Below are 23,717 nucleotides of genomic sequence, written 5' to 3'. Positions count from 1 at the left end.
GGCCGCGTCAGCCCTTGGCGCCGGCCTGCGCTCGCTCGCCGGAGACCTGGTGCACGGAGTGGTTCTGCTTCGGCTGGCCGAGGCCCATCATCTTCATGACGTAGCCGACGACACCGCCGAGGAGCACGACCGCCATGCCGGCCCAGAAGCCCCACGGCTGGGCCGCCACCATGAACATGCCCGCGATGCAGAAACCGATGAAGGCGATGATGACACCGGTCCAGGCGGCCGGGGTGTGACCGTGGCTGCTGCCCGCCATTGCTTGCTCCTCGTTGCTGTGTGCCATGTCTGAGCAGGACGCTCGCACCCATTGTCCCGCACGGGGGCACGCGCCGTGAGCGGGGGTGCTCCGGCGGGTGAACGCAGGTCCGCCGGCGGTCAGGCGCCGGTGGGGTCCTCGCCGCGGTCGATGGCCTTCCACAGGTCCTCGGGGCGGTCCGGGTCGACGGTCTGGGGCCTGCGGCGCGGGCGCGGGGTGCCGTCGCGCTCGTAGCGGCCGGACATCGCGGGCCACAGGCGGCCGTAGCGCAGCGCGAGCAGCCCGGCCAGCAGGAGCAGGGCGCCGCCCACGGCCGCCACGTAGGGCCAGGCGGTGTGGGAGAGCGCGTCGACGGTGGCCGAGGTGTCGCCGGCCGCCTTGGCCGCCTGGTCGTCCAGGGCGGAGCCGTCGGAGGCGCCGGTCAGGGCGGCGGCGACGGTGCCCGCGCCGCTGAGCGCGAGCACGGCGGCGACGGCGAGGCGGCCGGCCCGCCGGACGGCGAAGACGGCGACGAGCGCGGCGAGGCCGACTATGGCGAGCGCCGCGGGTACGCCCGTGACGTCGCTGCCCCTGGCGGTCAGCGGGAAGGCGCCGCCGGCCACGGTCGCGGTGCCCTCCGCCCATTCCTGCCGGGTGGCGAGCAGGGCGACGGCGGCGCCGAGCGCGCCGCACAGCAGGGCGACGGCGAGGCTCCGGCGGCCGGCCCGGGCGGGTCCTGCGGCTGGGGTACGGGGGTGAGGAACGGCTGTCACGTACTCCACTATCACCCGGACCCCGGGCGATCCGTCACCCGGGGTTCCCTCTCCCCCACGTGAGAATCGCCCCACTCCCCCCGCCGGGCGGCCCTACCGCGCCAGCCGGTTGGCCGTGTGCACGGCCCGCAGCACCGCCGCCGCCTTGTTGCGGCACTCGGTGTCCTCGGCGACCGGGTCGGAGTCGGCGACGACTCCCGCGCCCGCCTGGACGTAGGCCGTGCCGTCGCGCAGCAGGGCCGTGCGGATGGCGATGGCGGTGTCGGAGTCGCCGGCGAAGTCCAGGTAGCCGACGCAGCCGCCGTACAGGCCGCGACGGGAGGGTTCGAGTTCGTCGATGATCTGCAGGGCGCGCGGCTTGGGGGCGCCGGAGAGGGTGCCGGCCGGGAAGCAGGCGGTGAGGACGTCGAAGGCGGTGCGGCCGGCGGCGACCCGCCCGGTGACCGTCGAGACGATGTGCATGACGTGCGAGTACCGCTCGACGGACATGAAGTCGACGACCTCGACGGAGCCGGGCTCGCAGACGCGTCCGAGGTCGTTGCGGCCGAGGTCGACGAGCATCAGGTGCTCGGCGCGTTCCTTGGGGTCGGCGAGCAGTTCCTCGGCGAGTGCCTGGTCCTCCTGCGGCGTGGCGCCGCGCGGGCGGGTGCCGGCGATGGGGTGCACCATCGCGCGCCCGTCCTCGACCTTGACCAGCGCCTCGGGGGACGACCCGACCACGTCGAAGCCGTCGAGGCGGAGCAGGTACATGTAGGGCGAGGGGTTGGTGGCCCGCAGTACCCGGTAGACGTCCAGGGCGCTCGCCGTGCAGGGCGTCTCGAAGCGCTGGGAGGGGACGACCTGGAAGGCCTCGCCCGCGCGGATGCGCTCCTTGATGTCCTCGACGGCGTCCTGGAAGTCGGGGCCGCCCCACAGCGCGGTGTACTCGGGCAGTTCGGAGGGCGGCAGCGCGGCCGGGGGCTGGGCGACCGCGCGGGTGAGGTCGGACTCCATGGCGTCCAGGCGGGCGATCGCGTCGGCGTAGGCCTCGTCGACGCCGGTGGCCAGGTCGTTGTGGTTGATCGCGTTGGCGATCAGCAGGACCGAGCCCTCCCAGTGGTCCATGACGGCGAGGTCGCTGGTGAGCAGCATGGTCAGCTCGGGCAGCTTCAGGTCGTCGCGCTCCCCGGGGCCGACCTTCTCCAGGCGGCGCACGATGTCGTAGCCGAGGTAGCCGACCATGCCGCCGGTGAAGGGCGGCAGACCGAGGTCGTCGGCGAGGTCGCGCGGGGTGTGCAGGGCCTCGACGGTGGCGCGCAGCGCGGCGAGCGGGTCGCCGCCGGTGGGGACGCCGACGGGCGGGGTGCCCTGCCAGTGGGCCTGCCCGTCCTTCTCGGTGAGGGTGGCGGCACTGCGGACGCCGACGAAGGAGTACCGGGACCAGGACCTGCCGTTCTCGGCGGACTCCAGCAGGAACGTGCCGGGGCGCTCCGCGGCGAGCTTGCGGTACAGGGCCACGGGGGTGTCGCCGTCGGCGAGGAGCTTGCGGCCGACCGGGATGACCCGGCGGTCGGCGGCCAGCTTGCGGAAGGTGTCGAGGTCCATGTCGTGGGTGACGTCCATGGCGGCAGACCCTACTGATCCGTGCCGGGGGCGGCGGGGGCGGCGGGATCCTCCGCGAGCAGCACGTCGGCGTCGAAGCAGGTACGGGCGCCGGTGTGGCAGGCGGCGCCGACCTGGTCGACCTTGACGAGCACGGTGTCGGCGTCGCAGTCCAGGGCCACCGACTTCACCCACTGGACGTGTCCGGAGGTGTCGCCCTTGACCCAGTACTCCTGGCGGCTGCGGGACCAGTAGGTGCAGCGTCCGGTCGTCAGCGTGCGGTGCAGCGCCTCGTCGTCCATCCAGCCGAGCATCAGCACCTCCCCCGTGTCGTACTGCTGGGCGACGGCGGGCACGAGGCCGTCGGCGCCGCGCTTGAGGCGGTCGGCGATCTCCGGGGCGAGCGGGCTGGGGCGCCCGGGGCCGCTGGTGGGGGAGCTGCTGGTCATGCGCCCATTGTGCCGCGCGGGACGGACACGCCCCGGGAATGTCCATTGGGCGGACCCGGCCGGGCGCCGTAGGCTGACTCCATGTCGACTTTCGCCAAGCGTGAACGACTTCTGCTCGCCGACCTGTTGGAGACGGCGGGCCCGGACGCCCCGACCCTGTGCGAGGGCTGGCGGACCCGTGACCTGGCCGCGCACGTGGTGGTGCGCGAGCGCCGTCCGGACGCCGCCGGGGGCAGCCTGATCAAGCCGTTGGCGTCCCGCCTCGACCGGGTGATGGAGGAGTACGGCGCGAAGCCGTACGAGGAGCTGCTCCAGCTCGTCCGCACGGGTCCGCCGCGCTTCTCCCCCTTCCAGCTCAAGCAGGTCGACGAGGCGGCGAACACGGTCGAGTTCTACGTCCACGCCGAGGACGTGCGCCGTGCCCAGCCCGACTGGTCGCCGCGCGAGCTGGACCCGGTCTTCCAGGACACCCTGTGGGCCCGCCTGGAGCGCGCCGCCCGCCTGATGGGCCGCGGCATCCCGACGGGCCTGGTGCTGCGCCGCCCCAACGGCCAGACGACGGTCGCGCACCGGGGCACGCCGGTGGTGACGGCCACGGGCGAGCCGTCCGAGCTGCTGCTGTTCGCGTACGGCAGGCAGGACGCCGCGAAGGTGGAGCTGGAGGGCGAGCAGGACGCGATCGCCAGGCTGCGGGAGACCAAGCGGCTCGGGATCTGACCCGGCACCGCTCACTTCGGCAGCTCTGCCCGCCGCACCCCCGGCGCGCACAGGGCGACGACCCCGCCGAGGCCGCAGATCGCGCCGCTGACGGCGAAGACCGGGCCGGTGCCCCACACCCCGATGGCGGCGGCGGACAGCGGCATGCTCAGCGGCGCGATCCCGAGGCTGACGATGCCGCCGACGGCGGTGACGCGCCCCAGGTAGGCGGGGTCGGACTGGGTCTGCAGCAGGGCCGAGCACATGGCGCCGCTGAGCCCCGTGAGCAGGCCGATGAGCAGCGCGGTGCCGACGGCCGCGGGGAGGCCGGACGCCTGGGCCAGGGCGGCGATCGCGGCCGCGCCGGGGATGATCGCACCGGCGGCGACGCACCCGGCGCGCGGCAGGCGCCCCCGTACGGTGAGCAGCAGGGCGGCGACCGCGGCGCCCGTGCCGAATCCCGCGAGCACCCAGCCCATCCCGGAGGCGCCCCAGCCGCGTTCGTCCGCGAGCAGGGTGAGGCCCACGTTGAGGGGGCCGACGAAGCCGAGGTCGCCGAGGGCGATGGCGACCATGAGCGGGCCGAGGACGCGGTGCCGGCGGACGTAGCGGAGCCCGCCCACCAGGTCCCGCCAGGCGGTGGTCCCGCCCGCGGTGCTCGCGTCGTCGGCCGGCAGGTCCCGCATCCGGACGGAGACCAGCAGCGGCACGGACACGGCGATCAGCAGCCCGGCGAACGCGAAGGCGGCCGCCGCACCGCCGACCGCCACGCCGAGTCCGCCCAGCGGAGCGCCCACGACGGAGGCGAAGCGCACGGCGAGGCCGCGCATGCCCTGGACGCGGGCGAGCTGGTCCCGGCCGGTGATCCGCGCCGGCAGGGCGCCCACGGCCGGCATGAACACGGCGTCGACGGTGCCGAAGACGAGGGCGAGCAGGGCGAGGAGCCACAGGCCGGGGTCGGTCGCGAACAGCAGGGCGGCGACGGCGAGGACCGCGCCGCACCGTACGGCGTCGCTGCCGATGACGACCCGGCGCGGCCCGAGCCGGTCGGCCACCACTCCCCCGCCGAGCATGAGCAGGGCACGGGGCACGGCGCTGACGGCGGTGACGAGACCGGCCTGCGCGGGGGTGCCGTTCTGCACGGCGGCCCAGGACAGCGCGAGGTAGAAGACCATGTCGCCGACCATGGAGGTGGTGTAGGCGGCGACCCAGCGAAGGACGTTGCCGTCGCGGTGGGCGGGCACGGAGGCGGCGGGTGTCGGTACGCCCGGCACGGACGTGGTCGCCTCAGACACGGAACGGGAACCCGTAGACGTGCAGCGCGACGTTCTCGCGCCCCTCGGTGTCGCCGGCGGCCTCGGCGGCCCGGCCGCGCTCGTCGTACTTCCGCGCCAGGGCGAGCAGTTCCTCGCCCAGTTCCTTCAGGTCGGCGGGGGTCAGGCGCAGCAGTGACTCGTTGTCGGGGGCGACGGAGTTCCACTCGGGGCCCCAGGTAGGGCGTTCGTCGAGGTAGCGGCGGTACATCTCGGCGCGCTGGTCGTGGAAGAGGCGGGTGGCGGCGAGGTGGGCGGCGGCCCGCTCGGGGGCGTCGCGGAAGTGCTCGTCGCGGATGGTGACCACGTCCGAGGACGGCTGCCACCACCGCTCCCTGCCGTCCGCGCTCTGGGGTTCGGCCTGCTCGACCAGCCCGTGCTCGGCCAGCTTGCGCAGGTGGTAACTGACCAGGGAGACGGCCTCGTCGACCTGCTCGGCGAGCTGGGAGGCGGTCGCCGTGCGCGCGACGCACAGGCCCCGGTAGAGCCGCATGCGCAGCGGGTGGGCGAGGGCCTTGAGGGTGCCCAGGTCGGTGACGGGGTGGTTCTCCTGACTCGGCATGCGGCCAGGCTAGATTACGAAAGAAAAGTTGCGCAATAGATGTTGCGCAACTTTCCTTTCGCATCTCGGCCTGTCGCTACCGGACCGGGTGGCCCGCCTCCCGCAGGGCGGCCTTCACCTCGCCGATCCGCAGGTCCCCGAAGTGGAAGACCGACGCCGCCAGGACCGCGTCCGCGCCCGCCTCGACCGCCGGGGCGAAGTGGGCGAGGCTGCCCGCGCCCCCCGAGGCGATCACGGGGACGCTCACGTGCTTGCGGACGGCCGCCAGCATCTCCAGGTCGTAGCCGTCCTTCGTGCCGTCCGCGTCCATCGAGTTGAGCAGGATCTCCCCCGCGCCCAGCTCGGCGGCCCGGTGCGCCCACTCCACCGCGTCGATGCCGGTGCCGCGCCGGCCGCCGTGGGTGGTCACCTCGAAGGTGCCCGCCTCGGTGCGGCGCGCGTCGACCGACAGGACCAGGACCTGCCGGCCGAACCGCTCGGCGATCTCGCGGATCAGGTCGGGGCGGGCGATGGCGGCCGTGTTCACGCCCACCTTGTCGGCACCGGCCCGCAGCAGCCTGTCGACGTCCTCGGCGGTGCGCACCCCGCCGCCGACGGTGAGCGGGATGAACACCTGCTCGGCGGTGCGGCGCACCACGTCGTAGGTCGTCTCGCGGTTGCCCGACGAGGCGGTGATGTCCAGGAACGTCAGCTCGTCGGCGCCCTCGGCGTCGTACACCTTGGCCATCTCGACGGGATCGCCCGCGTCGCGCAGGTTCTGGAAGTTGACGCCCTTGACGACCCGCCCGTCGTCCACGTCCAGGCAGGGGATGACTCGGACCGCCAGGGTCATGAATCCACGGCTCCTCTATACGCTTCCACTTCGACCGACACCAGCACCCGCGAGTCGACGAAACCCTCCACGACCAGCAGGGTCGTGGCCGGGCGCACGGAGTCGAACAGTTCCTTGTGGGCACGGCCCACCTCGTCGACGTCGCGGGTGTGGGCCAGGTACACACGGGTCCGGACGACGGACTCGATGCCGAGTCCGAACTCGCCGATCGCCTCGACCGCGGTGCCGAAGGCCACCTTGGCCTGCTCGTACGGGTCGCCCTCGCCGTAGAGCACCTCGCCCCTGAAGGCGGTGGTGCCCGCCACGACGACCCGGTCCCCGGCCGCCACGGCCCGTGCGAAACCGAAGGACTCCTCCCAGGGACTTCCGCTCTGCACGCGCCGTACGGCTTCGGACGTCATGACACCGAGTCCAATTTCACGACGTAGCCTCCAGGGCCTCTTCCAGGGTGAACGCCTTCGCGTAGAGGGCCTTCCCGACGATGGCCCCCTCGACACCGGCCGGGACGAGCCCGGCGATCGCGCGGAGGTCGTCCAGGGACGACACGCCGCCGGAGGCCACGACCGGGCGGTCGGTGGCCGCGCACACGTTCTTCAGCAGCTCCAGGTTGGGGCCCTGGAGGGTGCCGTCCTTGGCGATGTCGGTGACGACGTACCGCGCGCAGCCCTCCCGGTTCAGGCGGTCCAGCGTCTCGTAGAGGTCGCCGCCGTCGCGGGTCCAGCCGCGGCCCCGGAGCGTGGTGCCCCGTACGTCGAGGCCGACCGCGATCTTGTCGCCGTGCTCGGCGATGACCTTGGCGACCCACTCGGGGGTCTCCAGCGCGGCGGTGCCGAGGTTCACCCGGGTGCAGCCGGTGGCGAGGGCGGCGGCGAGGGTGTCGTCGTCGCGGATGCCGCCGGACAGCTCCACCTTGATGTCCATGGCCTTCGCGACCTCGGCGATCAGCGCGCGGTTGTCGCCGGTGCCGAACGCGGCGTCCAGGTCGACCAGGTGCAGCCACTCGGCGCCGGAGCGCTGCCAGGCGAGCGCGGCCTCCAGCGGCGAGCCGTAGGAGGTCTCGGTGCCGGACTCGCCGTGCACGAGGCGGACGGCCTGGCCGTCGCGGACGTCGACGGCGGGAAGGAGTTCGAGCTTGCTCATCTCTACAGGGTCTCGATCCAGTTGGTGAGGAGCTGGGCTCCGGCGTCGCCGGACTTCTCGGGGTGGAACTGGGTGGCCCACAGCGCGCCGTTCTCCACGGCGGCCACGAAGGGCTCGCCGTGCGTGGACCAGGTGACCCGGGGCGCGGCGAGCAGCGGGTTGTGCGCCTCCTGGGTCCACTCGTGGACGGCGTAGGAGTGCACGAAGTAGAAGCGGGCGTCGGCGTCCAGGCCGGCGAAGAGCTGGGAGCCGGCCGGTGCCTCGACCGTGTTCCAGCCCATGTGCGGCACGACGTCGGCCTGGAGCGGTCCGACCGTGCCGGGCCACTCGTCCAGGCCCTCGGCCGTCACGCCGTGCTCGATGCCGCGCGAGAAGAGGATCTGCATGCCGACGCAGATGCCCATCACCGGGCGCCCGCCCGACAGCCGGCGGTCGACGATCCAGTCGCCGCGGGCGGCCTTGAGGCCGTCCATGCAGGCGGCGAAGGCGCCGACGCCGGGGACGAGCAGTCCGTCGGCGTTCATCGCCTTGTCGTAGTCGCAGGTGATCTCCACGTCGGCGCCCGCGCGCGCGAGGGCGCGCTCGGCGGAGCGGACGTTGCCGAAGCCGTAGTCGAAGACGACGACGCTCTTGGCGGGGGCCGCGGTCAACTCCACACCTCCAGCCTCAGGACGCCCGCGAGCAGACACATGCCGGCGCCGATGGAGAGCAGCACGATCAGGCCCCTGGGCATCTGCTGCTTGGCGAAGGAGTAGATGCCGCCGGCCAGGAAGAGGCCGACGACGATCAGTGCGGTGGACGTACCGTTCATGGGTTACAGCGCGCCCTTCGTGGAAGGCAGGATGCCGGCCGCGCGGGGGTCGCGCTCCGATGCGTAGCGCAGGGCCCTCGCCAGCGCCTTGAACTGGCACTCCACGATGTGGTGCGCGTTGCGGCCGTAGGGCACGTGCACGTGCAGGGCGATCTGGGCCTGGGCGACGAAGGACTCCAGGATGTGCCGGGTCATCGTCACGTCGTACGCGCCGATCATCGGCGCCATGTTCTCGGGCTCGGTGTGCACGAGGTAGGGGCGGCCGGAGAGGTCGACGGTGACCTGGGCGAGGGACTCGTCCAGCGGGACCGTGCAGTTGCCGAAGCGGTAGATGCCCACCTTGTCGCCGAGGGCCTGCTTGAAGGCGGCGCCCAGCGCGAGGGCGGTGTCCTCGATGGTGTGGTGGGAGTCGATGTGCAGGTCGCCGTCGGTCTTCACGGTCAGGTCGAACAGACCGTGCCGGCCGAGCTGGTCGAGCATGTGGTCGTAGAAGCCGACGCCGGTGGCGATGTCGGTCTTGCCGGTGCCGTCGAGGTCGATCTCGACGAGGACCGAGGTCTCCTTGGTCGTGCGCTCCACGCGTCCCACGCGGCTCATGTGTTCTGCTCCTTCTTGACTTCACGTACCGCGTCGAGGAACGCGTCGTTCTCCTCCGGGGTGCCGGCGCTGACCCGCAGCCATCCCGGTACGCCGTTGTCCCGGACCAGGACGCCCCGGTCGAGGATCTTCCGCCAGGCGGCGTGGGCGTCCGCGAACCGCCCGAACTGGACGAAGTTGGCGTCGGACTCGGTCACCTCGTAGCCGATGGCCCGCAGTTCGGCGACGAGCCGGTCCCGCTCGGCCTTGAGCTGCTCGACGTACTTCAGCAGCGTGTCCGTGTACTCCAGGGCGGCCAGCGCCGTCGCCTGGGTCACGGCCGACAGGTGGTACGGCAGCCGTACGAGCTGGACGGCGTCGACGACGGCCGGGTGCGCGGCCAGGTAGCCCAGGCGCAGGCCCGCCGCGCCGAACGCCTTCGACATCGTGCGGGAGATCACCAGGTTCGGCCGCCCGTCCAGCAGCGGCAGCAGCGAGGCGCCGTGGCTGAACTCGATGTACGCCTCGTCGACCACGACCATGGACGGCTTCGCCGCCTGGGCCGCGTCGTGCAGGGCGAGGACCGTCTCGGGCGGGACCGCGTTGCCGGTCGGGTTGTTGGGGGTGGTGACGAAGACGACGTCCGGGCGGTGCTCCGCGACGGCCCGCTCGGCGGCGGCCACGTCGATGGTGAAGTCCTCGTGGCGCGGCCCGGAGATCCATTCGGTGCCGGTGCCGCGCGCGATGAGCCCGTGCATCGAGTACGACGGCTCGAAGCCGATCGCGGTGCGGCCGGGGCCGCCGAAGGTCTGCAGCAGTTGCTGGATGACCTCGTTGGAGCCGTTGGCCGCCCAGACGTTGCCGACGTCCAGCGGGTGCCCGGAGGTGTCGGTCAGGTACGCGGCGAGCCTCGTGCGCAGCTCGACCGCGTCCCGGTCGGGGTAGCGGTTGAGGCCGCGGGCGGCCTCGCGGACGCGCTCGGCGATCCGCTCGACCAGTGCCTCGGGCAGCGGGTAGGGGTTCTCGTTGGTGTTCAGCCGTACCGGCACGTCCAGTTGGGGAGCGCCGTAGGGGGACTTGCCGCGCAGCTCGTCCCGTACGGGGAGATCGTCGATGCCGAACGTCACTTGCTTTCCGGGACCTTCCACTCGAACCTCGCCTTGATCGCCGCGCCGTGCGCGGGCAGGTCCTCCGCCTCGGCCAGCGTCACGACGTGCCGCGCGACCTCGGCGAGCGCGTCGCGCGTGTAGTCGACGATGTGGATGCCGCGCAGGAAGGACTGCACGGACAGGCCCGAGGAGTGGCAGGCGCAGCCGCCGGTGGGCAGGACGTGGTTGGACCCGGCCGCGTAGTCGCCGAGCGAGACGGGCGCCCAGGGGCCGACGAAGATCGCGCCCGCGTTCCTGACCCGGTCGGCGACGGCGGCGGCGTCGGCGGTCTGGATCTCCAGGTGCTCCGCGCCGTAGGCGTCGACCACGCGCAGCCCCTCGTCCAGGCCGTCGACGAGGACGATCGCGGACTGGCGGCCGGCCAGCGCCGGACGGATCCGGTCCTCGACGTGCCGGGTGGCCTCGACCTGCGGGTGCAGCTCCTTCTCCACCGCGTCCGCCAGCTCCGCGGAGTCGGTGACCAGGACGGCGGCGGCCAGCGGGTCGTGCTCGGCCTGGCTGATCAGGTCGGAGGCGACGTGCACCGGGTCGGCGGTCGAGTCCGCCAGGACGGCGATCTCGGTCGGGCCGGCCTCGGCGTCGATGCCGATCTTCCCGGTGAAGAAGCGCTTGGCGGCGGCGACCCAGATGTTGCCGGGGCCGGTGACCATGTTGGCGGGCGGACAGGACTCCGTGCCGTAGGCGAACATCGCGACGGCGGTGGCGCCGCCGGCCGCGTACACCTCGTCGACGCCGAGCAGGGCGCAGGCGGCCAGGATGGTGGGGTGCGGGATGCCGCCGAACTCGGCCTGCGCGGGCGAGGCGAGCGCGATCGAGCCGACACCGGCCTCCTGTGCGGGCACCACGTTCATGACCACGGACGACGGGTAGACCGAGCGGCCGCCGGGCACGTAGAGCCCGACCCGCTCGACCGGCACCCACTTCTCGGTGACCGACCCGCCGGGCACGACCTGCGTGGTGTGCGTGGTGCGGCGCTGCTCGCGGTGGACGAGGCGGGCACGGCGGACGGACTCCTCGAGCGCGGCGCGCACGGCCGGGTCGAGGCCCTCCAGCGCGCGGGTCAGCTCCTCGGCCGGGACACGCACCTGTTCCAGCCGGACGCCGTCGAACTGCTCGGTGAAGTCGATCAGCGCCGCGTCCCCGCGATGACGCACGGCCTCGCAGATCGGACGCACCTTCTCCAGGGCGGCCGAGACGTCGAAGTCGGCTCGGGGCAGCAGGTCGCGCAGGGCGGGGCCCTCGGGGAGGGCGTCGCCGCGCAGATCGATTCGGGAGATCACGGAACCAATTCTCTCAGACCCGCGTCCGGCACGGTCCGCGCGTATCAGTGGCTGATACGCAACGCGACGGACCGCACCGCCCACGGTGAACTCGCGCGATCCGTGCTCACTTTGAGTGTTCGGAAGGTCACGCAGTGGGCATGAACGGTTGTACGAAGGGTGAGCGACCGGCGAGTAGACGGGGAGGGAGTGAACCACCGTGACCGAGGGGACCGGCCATCGTGACGGAGCGCTTCCGGACGACCTGACCATCGCCGAGACCGGCATGTGGCAGGCCTTCCGCAACGGCAGTGTGTACGACCTGAGCAGCGGCGACGCGCTCGTCGACGACCCGCACGGCATGCGCCCGTGGGGACCGGAGCGCACGGTGCGGGCGCGCATCGTGTGCTGGCTGCTCCTCGACGGTCCGCCGGCGCTCGCGGGCCGGGTGTCCTCGCTGCAGCTCGTGGGCGTGCGGATCAGCGACACGATGGACCTGGCGGGCGGCACGGTGGTGCCGTACGTGGAGCTGCGGCGCTGCCGCTTCGACCGGGAGGTGCTGCTGCCGGAGGCCCGGTTCACGACGGTGCGGCTGGTGGACTGCGCGGTGCCGCGCCTGGAGGCGGCCCGGCTGCACACCGAGGGCGACCTGCACCTGCCGCGCTCCCGCTTCCCGGGCGGCATCCGGCTCACGGACGCGCAGATAGGCACCGACCTGCTGCTCAACCAGGCGGTCGTGCACCGGGACCGCAGCGGGCGTTCGATCGCCGCGGACGGGATGACGGTCGGGCAGGACCTCCAGGCCGAGATGCTGGAGTCGCACGGCGAGGTGAGTCTGCGCAGCGCCCAGGTCGGCGTGTCGCTGAGCCTGCGCGGGGCCCGGCTCCTCAACCCGTACACGCGGCACGCGCTGAACGCCCCGCAGCTCACGGTGGAGCGCACGCTGTACCTGACCCCGGCGGGGCTGGGCAGCCCGCTGCTGCGCGGCACCACGCCCGCGCAGGGCACCCGCATCCAGCGCTTCGAGTGCGAGGGCGGGGTGCGCCTCGACGACGGGCGGTTCGGCGACGCCCTGGACCTGGAGCACGCGCGGTTCACGTTCACCGACGACCAGGAGCTGTCGCTGCGCCGGGTGCAGACTCCCGAACTGCGCTTCCTGGGCGAGCGTCCGGCGCGCGGGCGGGTGGTGCTGTCGGGGGCCCGGGTGGTCAACCTGATGGACCGGGCGGACAGTTGGCCGGGCCCCGGGCGGCTGCACATGGGCGGCTTCGCCTACGAGAACCTGGTGCCGCGCGGGCCGTTCCCGCTGGCGAAGCGGCTGCGCTGGGTGGGCGCCGCGACCGCCGAGTACCACCCGGAGCCGTACGAGCGGCTCGCCGCCGTGCTGCGGGCCGGCGGCGAGGACGAGGACGCCCGCGAGGTGCTGCTCGCCAAGCACCGGAGGCGGCGCGAGAGCCTGCCCCTCGCCGCGAAGCTGGTGGGGTACGCACAGGACTGGACGGTCGCCTACGGCTACCGGCCGGGCCGGGCGGCGGTGTGGATGGCGGTGCTGTGGGCGGCCGGCTCGCTCGCCTTCGCCCGCGCGGACCCGCCCGCGCCGCAGGGCGGCGAACACCCGCAGTGGAACCCGTCGCTCTACGCCCTGGACCTGCTCCTGCCGGTGATCGACCTGGGCCAGGTGGGCTTCTGGCAGCTCCACGACGGCTGGCAGTGGCTGTCGACGGCCCTGGTCCTGCTGGGCTGGGTCCTGGCGACGACGGTGGCGGCCGGCGCGACCCGCCTGCTCCGCAGGAACTGACCACCGCGGCAGGCACCCCCGCCCGCCCGCGGACCCCGCCGGCACGGACGGGAGCCCGGCGGGAACCCGGCCGGCGCAAGCCGGGGCCGGGCCGCACAACCATCCCGGACCCTCGGCCGTCGTACTGGCCATGCTGCGCGCGTTCCTGCGGGCCGCGGCCGCCCGGGCCCGCCCCCGGTCCCCACGGCCCGCCTCCGACGACGACGTGCTCCTCGACGCCCCCGACGACCGCCTCGCCCCCGCCCTCGTCGCCGCGGCCCGCGGTGAGCACGGCCCCGCGGCCGCTCTCCTCGCCGGTACCCGTGAGCACGCCGAGTGGGACCACCGCGACCGCTACGCGACCCGGCTCGCCGCCTTCGCCCGCTCCCGCTCCGAGTGGCTCGACGCCTGGCGCGCCACCGCCCCGGACGACCCCGACGCCCTGCTGGTGGCGGCCCGGCTGGCGGTACAGCGGCGCTGGGACTCACCGGCCCGCGCCGAACTCCTGCGCCAGGTCGTCCCCGCCGTCGTCGCCGCAGCCGAGGGGGCCGGCCCCGCCGACCCGGTGCCGTGGCGGACCGCGCTGGACGCGGCCCGGGGCGCGGGCGCCGCGCACACCGAGTTCGAGCGGCTGTGGGAACAGGCGGTGCGCCGCTCCCCGCACCACTACGGCAGCCACGTCGCCGCCCTGGAGTACCTGGCCGACACCTCGCCCGGCGCCCACGGCGAGTGCCTGGACTTCGCGGAGACGGCCGCCCAGGACGCCCCCGAGGACGCGCTCGTACGGGCCCTGCCCCTGCGCGCGGCCTTCTCCTGTCTGACGGCCCCCGGCACCGCCGTACGCGCCCACCGCCCCCGCCTGGACGCCGCGGCCGACCGCGCGGCCGACCTGTCGGCCGCCCACCCGCCGGCCGATCCCTGGGCGGCGGAGCTGCGGAACCTGCTCGTCTACGTCCTCGTACGCCTGGGACGCCACCGGGACGCCGCGGAGCAACTGCGGCTGACCGGCCCGTACGTGACGTCCTTCCCGTGGGACCGGGACACCGGCGAGCCCGACCCGCTCGGCCGTTTCCTCCAGGTGCGCGCGGACGTCCGTGCGCACCTGGGAGCGGGCGCCCATTAGGCTTCTGCGTCGTGACCACCGTCCGGCTCCCCCTCTTCCCCCTGAACTCGGTCCTGTTCCCGGGGCTGGTGCTTCCGCTCAGCGTCTTCGAGGAGCGCTACCGCGCCATGATGCGCGAGCTGCTGAAGACCCCGGAGGACGAACCACGCCGGTTCGCCGTCGTGGCGATCCGCGACGGCCACGAGGTCGCCCGGACCGCCCCCGGCCTGCCGGACCCGACGGCGGCCGTCGAGCACGGGCCCACGGCCGGCTTCGGGGCCGACCCGCTCAGGGCGTTCCACAAGGTGGGCTGCGTCGCGGACGCCGCGACGATCCGCGAGCGGGCCGACGGCACCTTCGAGATCCTCGCGACCGGCACCAGCCGGGTGCGCCTGACCTCCGTGGACGCCTCGGGCCCCTTCCTGACCGGCGAGCTGGAGCCGCTGCCCGAGGAGCCGGGCGACGAGGCGGGTGCCCTGGCCGAGGGGGTGCTGCGGTCCTTCCGGCAGTACCAGAAGCGGCTGGCGGGGGCCCGTGAGCGGTCGCTGGCGACCGGCTCCGACCTGCCGGACGAACCTGGGGTGGTCTCCTACCTGGTCGCCGCCGCGATGGTGCTGGACACGCCGACGAAGCAGCGCCTGCTCCAGTCCCCGGACACCGCCTCGCGGCTGCGGGACGAGCTGAAACTCCTTCGCTCCGAGACCTCCATCATCCGTACGCTGCCGTCCCTGCCGGCGTCGGACCTGACGCGCGGCCCGACGAGTCTCAACTGAGGTACTGGCCCGCATGGCGAAGAAGCCGAGCAAGGCGAACAAGAAGGAGCAGTCCGGGGGCACCCCCGCGACGGTGGCCCTCACGGCGGCCGGGGTGACGCACACGGTCCACGCCTACGAGCACGACCCGGCCCACCCGTCCTACGGCGAGGAGGCGGCCGAGGCGATGGGCGTCTCCCCGCAGCGGGTGTTCAAGACGCTGGTGGCGGAGGTCGACGGCGCGCTGACGGTCGCGGTGGTGCCGGTGGCGGGCCGGCTCGACCTCAAGGCGCTGGCGGCCGCGGTCGGCGGCAAGCGCTCCGCGATGGCCGACCCGGCCCTCGCGGAGCGCACCACGGGCTACGTGCGGGGCGGCATCTCCCCGCTGGGCCAGCGCAAACGGCTCGCGACGGTCCTGGACGCCTCGGCCACGGCCCACCCCACGATCTGCGTCTCGGCGGGCCGCCGCGGCCTGGAGGTGGAACTCTCCCCCGACGACCTCGTCACGCTCACCGACGCAACCCTGGCCCCCGTCTCCCGCCCGTAGCCACGGACACCCGTGCGTGAGGGGCGGCGGGCACGGGCGGGCGCACCGGGCCAGACCTACTTGCCCCCGCCCCCGTACGGCCCCGGCCCCGGCCCCGGCCCCGGCGGATACTGCCCCGGCGTCGGCGCCGCCGTCGGCCCCGGCCAGGGATCCGGCTCCGGGTCCCGCGGCCCGAACAGCCCCGTCAGCCCCAGATGCACCACCAGCGCCGCGAACGGCCACGCCAGCAGCACCCCCTTCGCCCCCAGCTTCAGCGGCGCGGAGAACGTGACCCCCTTGCCCACCTCCTTGGCGTGGGCGATCACGTCCTGCGTCGGCCCGAGCCACACCCCGAGCCGCCACGCCACCAGCGACCCCAGCAGCCCCCCGGCGCCGAGGGCCACGACCAGCGGCACACCCCCGCGCCGCCGCAGCAGGAAGACCACGACCGCGCTCACCGCACCGAACGCCAGTGCCAGCAGCGTGAACGTTCCGTCGACGCCGATCGCCTGCTCGCCCTCGGAGTCCTTGAGGTAGACGACCCAACTGCCGGCGGCCGCGTCACCCACCAGCGGCACGCTCGGCGCCAGCTTCCACCACAGCACGCCGAGCAGCGCACCGAAGAGCGCGACCACCACCGCGGTCACGACGGCCTGCCGCACTTCCTTCAACATCCCGGGGCCGTCCTGTTCGCCATGGGGGTCACCGTGAGGGGCGTACGCACCGGCGGGCGGCGGCACCGCCCCGCCCGGGTACGGCGAGTGTTCGTTCGGCGGCGGTGGCGGGCTCAAGGGTGCGGTCACCGTGCCATCGTGCCAAACCCGCCCGTGCGGCGCGTCACCGGACGGCGGCCCGGCGGTACGCCCAGGTGGCCACGGCCAGCGAGATCACCCCGACCACGGCGCACACCGCGAGGTCGCCGAGGACGTACCCCCAGTCGGGCCGTCCGCCGAACGTGCGGGCGAATGCCTCCACACCGTACGTGGACGGCAGCAGGTCCCGGGCCAGGCGCACCACCTGCGGCATCCGTTCGGGCGGCAGCACGCCGAGCAGCAGGGCCGCGGACATGCCGAGCTGGCCCAGCAGCGTCGCGAGCTCGGGCCGCGGCGCGAGCAGGCCGAGCGCCGCGCCCAGTCCGGCGAGCGCGGCTCCGGCCAGCGGGATCACGGCCAGCAGCACCCACAGGTGGGTCATCGGCAGCCCGAACAACAGGCAGCCGACGACCGCCGTCACCACGGTCCCGGGCGCGGTGAAGGACGCGTACGCACCCGCCGCGCCCAGCACCACCGCGGCGGGCGGCACCGGCAGCGTCGCGTAGTGGTCGAGCCCGCCGCTGGCGCGCAGTTGCCCGAAGTACTGGGCGAGGAGGTTGAGCGCGACGAAGGCCACGACGAGCACGGCCGACCCGGCGACCACGGCCCGCGCCTCGCCGCCGCCGTCCACGACGCCGCGCATCAGGATCATGATGCCGATCGACTGGAAGGTCGCCACGAACAGCAGCGGGATGCGCGCGACCCGGGCCCGGGAGAGCTGCGCCCGGTACACGGCCACCAGGGAGGGCCACAGCCGCACCCTGGGCCCCAGGCCGGCCGGCCCGGCAGCGTGCCGCCCCTCGGCCGCCGGGGCAGCCCCGTGCAGGGCATCGGCGGGTACGGCACTCACGTCGTGCTGCTCCCCTTCGTTAGGGTCGTTCTCGCTGGAGCCGTCCGGAACCTTCGCCCGAACGGGTACGTCCACCTCGACGGGTACGGATGCCGCCGCCGGTGTTCTCACCGCTCGTGTGCTCACGCCCTCACCAGCCCCTGTCGCGCGGCGCCGCCCAGCGCCAGGTACACGTCCTCCAGGCTGGGCGTGGCCAGGGTGAAGTCGTCCAGGGCGGCGAAGGCGGCGCCGCCGGTGACGGTGGCGACGACCGCGCGGGCCTCCTCGGGGGCGAGCCGCAGCGTCCAGCGGCGTCCCGACTCGGCGGCACGATCGCGCAGGGCGGCGACCTCGGGGACGTGCAGCGGTGCGCTCTCGCGCCACACCAGGTCGACGCGGACCTCCCCGGCGACGCCCTCCTTGAGTCCGGAGGGCGTGTCGCAGGCGATCACGCGGCCCCGGTCGAGGACGGCGACCCGGTCGAGGACGGTCTCGGCCTCGATGACGTTGTGGGTGACGAGCAGGACGGTGGTGCCGTGCTCGGCGCGCCGCCGGTCGACGGCCGACCAGACCGCGCGCCGGGCCACCGGGTCCATGCCGGTGGTCGGCTCGTCCAGCACGAGCAGCGGGCGCTCCCCCACCAGCGCGGCGGCGAAGCAGGCCAGGCGGCGCTGGCCGCCGGAGAGCTTCTTGAGCGGGCGGCCGGCGAGCCCGGTCAGGCCCAGTTCCTCCAGTACCGCGTCCCGCTCGGCGCGGGCCCGGCGCACTTCCAGACCGCGCAGCCGTCCGGTGGTCTCGGCGGCGAGCGACACGGTCAGCTCGTCCAGGGCGCTGGACTCCTGGCCCAGGTAGGCGAGGATCCGCGCGGCCCGCTCCGGGTGGCGCACGATGTCGTGCCCGAGGATCTCCACGCTGCCCGCGTCGGGCCGCATCAGCCCGGTGAGCTGGCGCACGAGGGTGGACTTGCCGGCGCCGTTCGGTCCGAGCAGGCCGAAGATCTCACCGCGGCGGATGTCCAGGGTGACGCCGTCGGTGGCCCGCACCTCGGGGGCGGCCGGAGCGCCGCGCCGGCCGCGCGCGGCCGGGTAGGTCTTGGTCAGTTCGCGCACCACGCACACGGCATCGCCACCGGGTCGAGATGCCTGTGCCACGCGCGTACTCACAAGGGACGAGAGTACGGGGTCGGTCCCCCCGGTCCGTCCCCGGGTCCGCCCATAAGTGTCGATTCAGCCGGGTGGAGCGGGGGCGCGCCGGGGCGGCGCGGGCGCGGAACGCCTCACTCCGCCGCGGGCGTGCGTTCGGTCGCCGTCCGCACGTCGACCTCCCGCCAGAAGCCGGCCCGGATCGCGTACCGGTCGTGTTCGTCGATCTGGTCGTCCTTGTGCGCCAGCAGCCCGAAGCGGGCCGCGTAGCGCAGCAGCTCGCCGTCGACGCGGTGCGGGATGCGGGGGTACATCCCGGACAGTTTCTGCAGGTGGCCGTGGTCGCCGAGGCGTTCGAGCCAGCGGCGGGCGAAGACCTGCCCGACCTCGTACGGGTCGCCGCCGACCGTGGTGATGTCCTCCTCGCGGTCGGCCCAGCGCTGCTCGGCCGTGGTGAGCTGGGCGAGCGTGGGCAGCGAGGCGGCCTCGGAGGGCTCGGCGGCGGTCCGGTCGACCCAGCCCTTGTCGGAGGACCAGCGCAGGGTGGCGTTGGCCGGCTGGGGGGCGGGGTGGGAGGGGGCGCGCAGGGCGGCGAGGTCCTTGGGGGTGGGGACGCCCTTGGCGGGCGGCACCCGCTGGTCGGCGGCGCCCTGCCCGGCGGGGGCCGCGGTGGGGTGCTCGGGCGGCTCGGCGGGCCGCCGGCCGGCGCCGGAGAGGGCGGACTCGGGCAGCGGCGCGGAGAGGATCGCGGCGATCTCGGGGCGGGGCACGGGCGGCGGCGCGCAGATGCCGCCGACCTCCTTGGCTCGTACGGCCTTGGTGATCCACGTACGGTCCAGGACACGGCGTTCGTCGGCCTCGGCGACCAGGTCCTCGGACTGGTTGTAGTCGCCGTCGGCGGCCTGAACGGCCCACAGGTGGACGGCCACCCCGTGCTCCTTGGCGGCCATCATGCCCGGCAGCAGGTCGCCGTCGCCGGTGACCAGGACGACGTCGGAGCAGGCGCGGTTGCGGGCCAGCTCGGTCAGTTCGGCGTGCATGGCGGCGTCCACGCCCTTCTGGGCCCAGCGTCCGTCACTGCGCGTGAGGGCGCCCAGCCGGACGGTGACCCGGGGCATCACGCGCAGGCGGCGGTGCTCGGGCTGCGGGACGCGGTCGGGGGCGCCGTCGAACCAGTAGATGCGCAGCAGGGGCTGCTGCGTGTCGGACTCGGCGCGGTCGCGCAGTCCCTGGATGAGGGCGGCGTGATCGACGGTGATGCGCGAGCGCGAGGGCTCTCCGGCCAGGAGACTCGCGGCGGCCCCCAGCAGATACCCGGCGTCCACCAGGACGATGCAGCGGTCCACGCGATCCACCCTCTTTCCGGGAGGTTTGCTTCGGGCTTCCTTCGAGTCTGCCCGACCGCGCGGAGGTTAACGGCCCGAACTCGATCTTCGGCGTGGCGTTTCGGCGCTCCGCACCTCGCCGATACGCGTCACGGACGGTAATTGCCCGATATGCGTTCTTTGTTGGGCTATGTGAATCTGGTTCCGGCCCTGGCCCCTAGATCCCCCTCAGGAGGTAGATCACCATGGCCAAGAACAAGAACAACCGTGATCGTAAGCAGCCCCGTTCCGAGCGCAGCGCCCCGCAGGCCGCCGAGTCGGCCGTGCTGGACCGCGAGGAGCAGCACTCCCCGCAGCTCACGACGCCCGGCGACGCGGCGTCCCGCAAGCGGCAGAAGCGCTTCGGCCACAACTGACGTCCACGACGGAGGGCGCACCCGGCAGCCGGGTGCGCCCTCGCTCGTTCGGCGCTCAGCCCGCCAGGCAGGACGGGCCGAGCAGCACCTTCAGGTCGCCGAAGAGGGCCGGATCGGGCTTCACCCGGTGCCGGTCCAGGCGCAGCACGGTCGTCTTCGTCGGCCCCTGGAGCCTGATCCGCACCTCGCTGTCGCCGCGGTGGTGGGTGAGGATCTCACCGAGCCTGCTGACCATCGGCGGAGTGACGCGGGTGGCCGGAATGGTGAGCACCACGGGCGCGTTGGCGCCCGCGTTCGACAGGTCGGGGATCATCAGCTCCATCGCGACCAGCCGCGGCACGTCCTCCCGCTTGTCCAGGCGCCCCTTGACGAACACCACGGCGTCCTCGACGAGTTGCGTGGACACGAGCTGGTAGGTCGCCGGGAAGAACATGCACTCCAGCGAACCGGCGAGGTCCTCGACGGTGGCGATGGCCCAGGCGTTGCCCTGCTTGGTCATCTTGCGCTGGAGCCCGGAGATGATCCCGCCGATGGTGACGACCGCGCCGTCGCCGAAGTCACCGCCGGTGAGCTGGGAGATGCCCGCGTCGGCCTTGTCGGACAGCACGTGCTCCAGGCCGAAGAGCGGGTGGTCGGAGACGTAGAGTCCGAGCATCTCCCGCTCCTGGGCCAGGAGATAGGTCTTGTCCCACTCGTCCTCGCCGAAGACCACGTCGAGTCCGAAGCCCGGCTCGTCGCTCTGCTCGTCCCCCATGCCGCCGAAGAGGTCGAACTGCCCCTCGGCCTCCTTGCGCTTGACCGCGACCACGTTGTCGATCATCGGCTCGTACTGCGCGGTGAGCCCCTTGCGGGTGTGCCCCATCTCGTCGAAGGCGCCGGCCTTGATCAGCGACTCCGTCGTCCGCTTGTTGCAGACGACCGCCTCGACCTTGTCCAGGTAGTCCGGGAAGGACGCGTACTTCCCCTTGGCCTTGCGGCAGCGGATGATCGACTCGACGACGTTGGTGCCGACGTTGCGCACGGCGGAGAGGCCGAAGAGGATCACGTCGTCGCCCTGCGCGGCGAAGTTGGACATGGACTCGTTGACGTTGGGCGGCAGCACCTTGATGCCCATGCGCCGGCACTCGTTGAGGTAGACCGCCGACTTGTCCTTGTCGTCCTTGACCGAGGTGAGCAGCGCGGCCATGTACTCGGCCGGGTAGTTCGCCTTCAGGTAGGCGGTCCAGTACGAGACCAGTCCGTACGCGGCGGAGTGCGCCTTGTTGAACGCGTAGCCGGCGAAGGGGACCAGCACGTCCCACAGGGCCTGGATGGCCTCGTCGCTGTAGCCGTTCTTCCGGGCGCCGGCCTGGAAGATGACGAAGTTCTTCTCCAGTTCCTCGGGCTTCTTCTTGCCCATCACGCGGCGCAGGATGTCGGCCTCGCCGAGCGAGTAGCCGGCGATGATCTGGGCGGCCTTCTGCACCTGCTCCTGGTACACGATCAGGCCGTAGGTGACCGCCAGGACCTCCTGGAGCGGCTCCTCCAGCTCCTTGTGGATCGGCGTGATCTCCTGCAGGCCGTTCTTGCGCAGCGCGTAGTTGGTGTGCGAGTCCATGCCCATCGGGCCGGGGCGGTACAGGGCCGACACGGCGGAGATGTCTTCGAAGTTGTCGGGCTTCATCAGCCGCAGCAGGGAGCGCATGGGGCCGCCGTCGAACTGGAAGACGCCGAGCGTGTCGCCGCGCTGCAGCAGCTCGAAGGTCTTGGGGTCGTCCAGCGGCAGCGACAGCAGGTCGAGGTCGACGCCCTTGTTGGACTTCACCATCTTGACGGCGTCGTCCATGATCGTGAGGTTGCGCAGGCCGAGGAAGTCCATCTTCAGCAGGCCGAGCGACTCGCACTGCGGGTAGTCCCACTGCGTGATGGTCACGCCGTCGGTGTGCCGCACCCAGATCGGGGCGTGGTCCACGATGGGCTCGCTGGACATGATCACGCCGGCCGCGTGCACGCCCATCTGCCGCACCAGGCCCTCGACGCCCTTGGCGGTGTCGATGACCTTCTTCACGTCCGGCTCGTTCTCGTACATCGCGCGGATCTCGCCGGCCTCGCTGTAGCGGGGGTGCGTCGGGTCGGTGATGCCGTTGAGGTCGATGCCCTTGCCGAGGACGTCGGCGGGCATGGCCTTGGTCAGGCGGTCGCCCATCGCGTACGGGTAGCCCAGCACGCGCGCGGAGTCCTTGATGGCGTTCTTCGCCTTGATCTTGCCGTAGGTGCCGATCATGGCGACCTTGTCGGCGCCGTACTTCTCCGTCACGTACCTGATGACCTCGACGCGCCTGCGCTCGTCGAAGTCGATGTCGACGTCGGGCATGGAGACGCGCTCGGGGTTGAGGAACCGCTCGAAGATCAGGCCGTGCGGGATGGGGTCGAGGTCGGTGATGCCCATCGCGTACGCCACGATCGAACCGGCCGCGGAGCCCCGGCCGGGGCCCACCGCGATGCCCTGCTTCTTGGCCCACATGATGAAGTCGGCGACCACGAGGAAGTACCCCGGGAACCCCATCTGGATGATGACGTCCATCTCGTACTCGGCCTGCTTCTGGCGGTCCTCGGGGACGCCGCCGGGGAAGCGGCGCGCCATGCCGCGGCGGACCTCCTCCTGGAACCAGGTGACCTCGGTGAAGCCGTCGGGGATGTCGAACTTCGGCATCAGGTCGCGCTTGACGAACATGCCGGTCGTGTCGACCATCTCGGCGACCAGGCGGGTGTTGGCGCAGCCCTCCTGCCAGGCGTCGGAGGAGTCCACGGCGTACATCTCGTCCGTGGACTTCAGGTAGTAGCCGGTGCCGTCGAAGCGGAAGCGGTCCGGGTCGGAGAGGTTCTTGCCGGTCTGGATGCACAGCAGCGCGTCGTGGGCGGTCGCCTCGTGCGCGTAGGTGTAGTGCGAGTCGTTGGTCACCAGCGGCGGGATGCCGAGCTTCCTGCCGATCTCCAGCAGCCCGTCGCGGACCCGGTGCTCGATCTCGATGCCGTGGTCCATCAGCTCCAGGAAGTAGCGGTCCTTGCCGAAGATGTCCTGGTAGTCGGCGGCCGCCTTCAGGGCCTCGTCGAAGTGGCCGAGGCGCAGCCGGGTCTGGACCTCGCCGGAGGGGCAGCCGGTGGAGGCGACGATGCCCTGGGACCACTGGCTGATGGTCTCCTTGTCCATCCGGGGCCACTTCTGCAGCCAGCCCTCGGCGTACGCGTCGGAGGAGAGGCGGAAGAGGTTGTGCAGCCCGGTGCTGTTCACCGCCCACATGGTCTTGTGGGTGTAACCGCCCGAGCCGGAGACGTCGTCGCGCTTCTGGTGCGGCTGGCCCCACTGGATCTTGCGCTTGTTGCGCCGGGACTCCGGGGCGACGTACGCCTCGATCCCGATGATCGGGGTGACCCCGGCCTTCTGCGCCGAGTGGAAGAAGTCGTACGCCCCGTGCAGGTTGCCGTGGTCGGACATGGCGATGTGCGTCATGCCCATCTCGTTGCAGGCGTTGAACATGTCCTTGAGCCGCGCGGCACCGTCCAGCAGCGAGTACTGGGTGTGGACGTGCAGGTGCGTGAACGGCGGCTTGGACACGTGCGGCCTCCTGGGAAAACGGTGGACGACTGGCGGCGGTCG

At 73.0% G+C, this 23,717-nt stretch carries 25 protein-coding genes; 6 read left to right on the top strand and 19 right to left on the bottom strand.

The window, feature by feature from the left end:
- Nucleotides 1-7: 7 nt before the first annotated feature.
- From IG88_RS0106475 to hisI, 4 genes are all read right to left on the bottom strand, one after another.
- Nucleotides 8-259 (bottom strand): HGxxPAAW family protein, encoded by a 252-nt coding sequence (locus IG88_RS0106475; RefSeq protein WP_031035925.1) that lies wholly within the window; start codon nucleotides 257-259, stop codon nucleotides 8-10.
- Between the two features lie 119 nt (nucleotides 260-378).
- Nucleotides 379-1,020, bottom strand: coding sequence for a TIGR02234 family membrane protein (locus IG88_RS0106470; RefSeq protein ID WP_031035923.1), 642 nt, complete (start codon nucleotides 1,018-1,020; stop codon nucleotides 379-381).
- A gap of 84 nt (nucleotides 1,021-1,104) precedes the next feature.
- Entirely contained in the window at nucleotides 1,105-2,613 is a 1,509-nt protein-coding gene (locus IG88_RS0106465) for an anthranilate synthase component I (RefSeq protein WP_107452062.1), read from the bottom strand.
- An 11-nt stretch (nucleotides 2,614-2,624) separates the two neighbouring features.
- Nucleotides 2,625-3,041 (bottom strand): phosphoribosyl-AMP cyclohydrolase, encoded by a 417-nt coding sequence (gene hisI, locus IG88_RS0106460; RefSeq protein ID WP_031035920.1) that lies wholly within the window; start codon nucleotides 3,039-3,041, stop codon nucleotides 2,625-2,627.
- Nucleotides 3,042-3,122: 81 nt separating this feature from the next.
- On the opposite strand from hisI, the gene IG88_RS0106455 reads away from it, so the two are divergent.
- On the top strand, nucleotides 3,123-3,758 hold the full coding sequence (locus tag IG88_RS0106455) for a TIGR03085 family metal-binding protein (RefSeq protein ID WP_031035918.1): 636 nt from the start codon (nucleotides 3,123-3,125) through the stop codon (nucleotides 3,756-3,758).
- Nucleotides 3,759-3,769: 11 nt separating this feature from the next.
- Here the strand turns inward: IG88_RS0106455 and IG88_RS0106450 are convergent, their stop codons facing one another.
- From IG88_RS0106450 to hisD, 10 genes are all read right to left on the bottom strand, one after another.
- Nucleotides 3,770-5,032: an MFS transporter gene (locus IG88_RS0106450; RefSeq protein WP_051851787.1), complete on the bottom strand. Its 1,263-nt coding sequence runs from the start codon at nucleotides 5,030-5,032 to the stop codon at nucleotides 3,770-3,772.
- Complete coding sequence (locus tag IG88_RS0106445; RefSeq protein WP_031035915.1) at nucleotides 5,025-5,612, bottom strand: ArsR/SmtB family transcription factor; 588 nt, start codon at nucleotides 5,610-5,612, stop codon at nucleotides 5,025-5,027. Before IG88_RS0106445 ends, IG88_RS0106450 begins: the two co-directional genes overlap by 8 nt.
- A 76-nt stretch (nucleotides 5,613-5,688) precedes the next feature.
- Nucleotides 5,689-6,444 (bottom strand): imidazole glycerol phosphate synthase subunit HisF, encoded by a 756-nt coding sequence (gene hisF / locus IG88_RS0106440; protein ID WP_031035912.1) that lies wholly within the window; start codon nucleotides 6,442-6,444, stop codon nucleotides 5,689-5,691.
- Nucleotides 6,441-6,845 carry a RidA family protein gene (locus IG88_RS0106435; RefSeq protein ID WP_031035910.1) on the bottom strand — a complete coding sequence of 135 codons (405 nt, stop codon included), beginning with the start codon at nucleotides 6,843-6,845 and terminating at the stop codon, nucleotides 6,441-6,443. Before IG88_RS0106435 ends, hisF begins: the two co-directional genes overlap by 4 nt.
- A 16-nt stretch (nucleotides 6,846-6,861) precedes the next feature.
- Nucleotides 6,862-7,584, bottom strand: a complete 723-nt coding sequence (priA, locus tag IG88_RS0106430) for a bifunctional 1-(5-phosphoribosyl)-5-((5-phosphoribosylamino)methylideneamino)imidazole-4-carboxamide isomerase/phosphoribosylanthranilate isomerase PriA (RefSeq protein WP_031035907.1) — start codon at nucleotides 7,582-7,584, stop codon at nucleotides 6,862-6,864.
- A gap of 2 nt (nucleotides 7,585-7,586) precedes the next feature.
- Nucleotides 7,587-8,240 (bottom strand): imidazole glycerol phosphate synthase subunit HisH, encoded by a 654-nt coding sequence (hisH, locus tag IG88_RS0106425; RefSeq protein ID WP_063760584.1) that lies wholly within the window; start codon nucleotides 8,238-8,240, stop codon nucleotides 7,587-7,589.
- Nucleotides 8,231-8,395 carry a hypothetical protein gene (locus tag IG88_RS43720; protein WP_030402198.1) on the bottom strand — a complete coding sequence of 55 codons (165 nt, stop codon included), beginning with the start codon at nucleotides 8,393-8,395 and terminating at the stop codon, nucleotides 8,231-8,233. The genes hisH and IG88_RS43720 overlap by 10 nt, the downstream gene beginning before the upstream one ends.
- A gap of 3 nt (nucleotides 8,396-8,398) precedes the next feature.
- Nucleotides 8,399-8,992: an imidazoleglycerol-phosphate dehydratase HisB gene (gene hisB, locus IG88_RS0106415; protein WP_031035903.1), complete on the bottom strand. Its 594-nt coding sequence runs from the start codon at nucleotides 8,990-8,992 to the stop codon at nucleotides 8,399-8,401.
- Nucleotides 8,989-10,098, bottom strand: a complete 1,110-nt coding sequence (locus IG88_RS0106410; protein ID WP_031035901.1) for a histidinol-phosphate transaminase — start codon at nucleotides 10,096-10,098, stop codon at nucleotides 8,989-8,991. The genes hisB and IG88_RS0106410 overlap by 4 nt, the downstream gene beginning before the upstream one ends.
- On the bottom strand, nucleotides 10,095-11,420 hold the full coding sequence (gene hisD, locus IG88_RS0106405) for a histidinol dehydrogenase (protein ID WP_031035898.1): 1,326 nt from the start codon (nucleotides 11,418-11,420) through the stop codon (nucleotides 10,095-10,097). The genes IG88_RS0106410 and hisD overlap by 4 nt, the downstream gene beginning before the upstream one ends.
- A gap of 199 nt (nucleotides 11,421-11,619) precedes the next feature.
- Between hisD and IG88_RS0106400 the strand changes: the two genes are divergently transcribed.
- The 4 genes from IG88_RS0106400 to ybaK all read left to right on the top strand — a co-directional run bounded on the left by IG88_RS0106400 (nucleotide 11,620) and on the right by ybaK (nucleotide 15,577).
- On the top strand, nucleotides 11,620-13,197 hold the full coding sequence (locus IG88_RS0106400) for a hypothetical protein (protein WP_031035897.1): 1,578 nt from the start codon (nucleotides 11,620-11,622) through the stop codon (nucleotides 13,195-13,197).
- Between the two features lie 130 nt (nucleotides 13,198-13,327).
- Complete coding sequence (locus IG88_RS0106395; protein ID WP_031035895.1) at nucleotides 13,328-14,299, top strand: hypothetical protein; 972 nt, start codon at nucleotides 13,328-13,330, stop codon at nucleotides 14,297-14,299.
- A gap of 11 nt (nucleotides 14,300-14,310) precedes the next feature.
- A complete protein-coding gene (locus IG88_RS0106390) occupies nucleotides 14,311-15,051 on the top strand; it encodes an LON peptidase substrate-binding domain-containing protein (RefSeq protein ID WP_031035894.1) in 741 nt (246 codons plus the stop codon).
- 13 nt (nucleotides 15,052-15,064) lie between these two features.
- The gene (gene ybaK, locus IG88_RS0106385) at nucleotides 15,065-15,577 is read left to right on the top strand and encodes a Cys-tRNA(Pro) deacylase (protein ID WP_031035892.1); all 513 of its coding nucleotides are present in this window, start codon (nucleotides 15,065-15,067) and stop codon (nucleotides 15,575-15,577) included.
- A 56-nt stretch (nucleotides 15,578-15,633) separates the two neighbouring features.
- On the opposite strand, the gene IG88_RS0106380 is transcribed toward ybaK, so the two are convergent.
- From IG88_RS0106380 to IG88_RS0106365, 4 genes are all read right to left on the bottom strand, one after another.
- The gene (locus IG88_RS0106380; protein WP_051851786.1) at nucleotides 15,634-16,359 is read right to left on the bottom strand and encodes a hypothetical protein; all 726 of its coding nucleotides are present in this window, start codon (nucleotides 16,357-16,359) and stop codon (nucleotides 15,634-15,636) included.
- A gap of 34 nt (nucleotides 16,360-16,393) precedes the next feature.
- Nucleotides 16,394-17,218 (bottom strand): ABC transporter permease, encoded by an 825-nt coding sequence (locus tag IG88_RS0106375; RefSeq protein ID WP_031035888.1) that lies wholly within the window; start codon nucleotides 17,216-17,218, stop codon nucleotides 16,394-16,396.
- A gap of 122 nt (nucleotides 17,219-17,340) precedes the next feature.
- Nucleotides 17,341-18,315, bottom strand: a complete 975-nt coding sequence (locus IG88_RS0106370) for an ABC transporter ATP-binding protein (protein ID WP_031035886.1) — start codon at nucleotides 18,313-18,315, stop codon at nucleotides 17,341-17,343.
- Nucleotides 18,316-18,473: 158 nt separating this feature from the next.
- The gene (locus tag IG88_RS0106365; RefSeq protein ID WP_031035884.1) at nucleotides 18,474-19,685 is read right to left on the bottom strand and encodes an NYN domain-containing protein; all 1,212 of its coding nucleotides are present in this window, start codon (nucleotides 19,683-19,685) and stop codon (nucleotides 18,474-18,476) included.
- A gap of 224 nt (nucleotides 19,686-19,909) precedes the next feature.
- Between IG88_RS0106365 and IG88_RS42370 the strand changes: the two genes are divergently transcribed.
- Entirely contained in the window at nucleotides 19,910-20,080 is a 171-nt protein-coding gene (locus tag IG88_RS42370) for a hypothetical protein (RefSeq protein ID WP_037799716.1), read from the top strand.
- A 55-nt stretch (nucleotides 20,081-20,135) separates the two neighbouring features.
- Here the strand turns inward: IG88_RS42370 and dnaE are convergent, their stop codons facing one another.
- The gene (dnaE, locus tag IG88_RS0106355; protein WP_031035883.1) at nucleotides 20,136-23,675 is read right to left on the bottom strand and encodes a DNA polymerase III subunit alpha; all 3,540 of its coding nucleotides are present in this window, start codon (nucleotides 23,673-23,675) and stop codon (nucleotides 20,136-20,138) included.
- Nucleotides 23,676-23,717: the final 42 nt, after the last annotated feature.

The organism is Streptomyces sp. NRRL F-5650 (assembly GCF_000721365.1).
GTDB lineage: Bacteria > Actinomycetota > Actinomycetes > Streptomycetales > Streptomycetaceae > Streptomyces > Streptomyces ardesiacus.
The sequence above is the reverse complement of the archived record's forward strand: the minus strand, read 5'-3'. Positions and strand labels throughout refer to the sequence as shown.

Excerpts from the sequence above, each read along its gene's own strand:
- hisI (WP_031035920.1), bottom strand. The coding sequence starts at position 3,041 with ATGACCAGCAGCTCCCCCACCAGCGGCCCCGGGCGCCCCAGCCCGCTC.
- IG88_RS0106465 (WP_107452062.1), bottom strand. The coding sequence starts at position 2,613 with ATGGACGTCACCCACGACATGGACCTCGACACCTTCCGCAAGCTGGCC.
- IG88_RS0106435 (WP_031035910.1), bottom strand. The coding sequence starts at position 6,845 with ATGACGTCCGAAGCCGTACGGCGCGTGCAGAGCGGAAGTCCCTGGGAG.
- IG88_RS0106445 (WP_031035915.1), bottom strand. The coding sequence starts at position 5,612 with ATGCCGAGTCAGGAGAACCACCCCGTCACCGACCTGGGCACCCTCAAG.
- IG88_RS0106395 (WP_031035895.1), top strand. The coding sequence starts at position 13,328 with ATGCTGCGCGCGTTCCTGCGGGCCGCGGCCGCCCGGGCCCGCCCCCGG.
- IG88_RS0106455 (WP_031035918.1), top strand. The coding sequence starts at position 3,123 with ATGTCGACTTTCGCCAAGCGTGAACGACTTCTGCTCGCCGACCTGTTG.
- IG88_RS42370 (WP_037799716.1), top strand. The coding sequence starts at position 19,910 with ATGGCCAAGAACAAGAACAACCGTGATCGTAAGCAGCCCCGTTCCGAG.
- IG88_RS0106475 (WP_031035925.1), bottom strand. The coding sequence starts at position 259 with ATGGCGGGCAGCAGCCACGGTCACACCCCGGCCGCCTGGACCGGTGTC.
- hisB (WP_031035903.1), bottom strand. The coding sequence starts at position 8,992 with ATGAGCCGCGTGGGACGCGTGGAGCGCACGACCAAGGAGACCTCGGTC.
- hisF (WP_031035912.1), bottom strand. The coding sequence starts at position 6,444 with ATGACCCTGGCGGTCCGAGTCATCCCCTGCCTGGACGTGGACGACGGG.
- ybaK (WP_031035892.1), top strand. The coding sequence starts at position 15,065 with ATGGCGAAGAAGCCGAGCAAGGCGAACAAGAAGGAGCAGTCCGGGGGC.
- IG88_RS43720 (WP_030402198.1), bottom strand. The coding sequence starts at position 8,395 with ATGAACGGTACGTCCACCGCACTGATCGTCGTCGGCCTCTTCCTGGCC.
- priA (WP_031035907.1), bottom strand. The coding sequence starts at position 7,584 with ATGAGCAAGCTCGAACTCCTTCCCGCCGTCGACGTCCGCGACGGCCAG.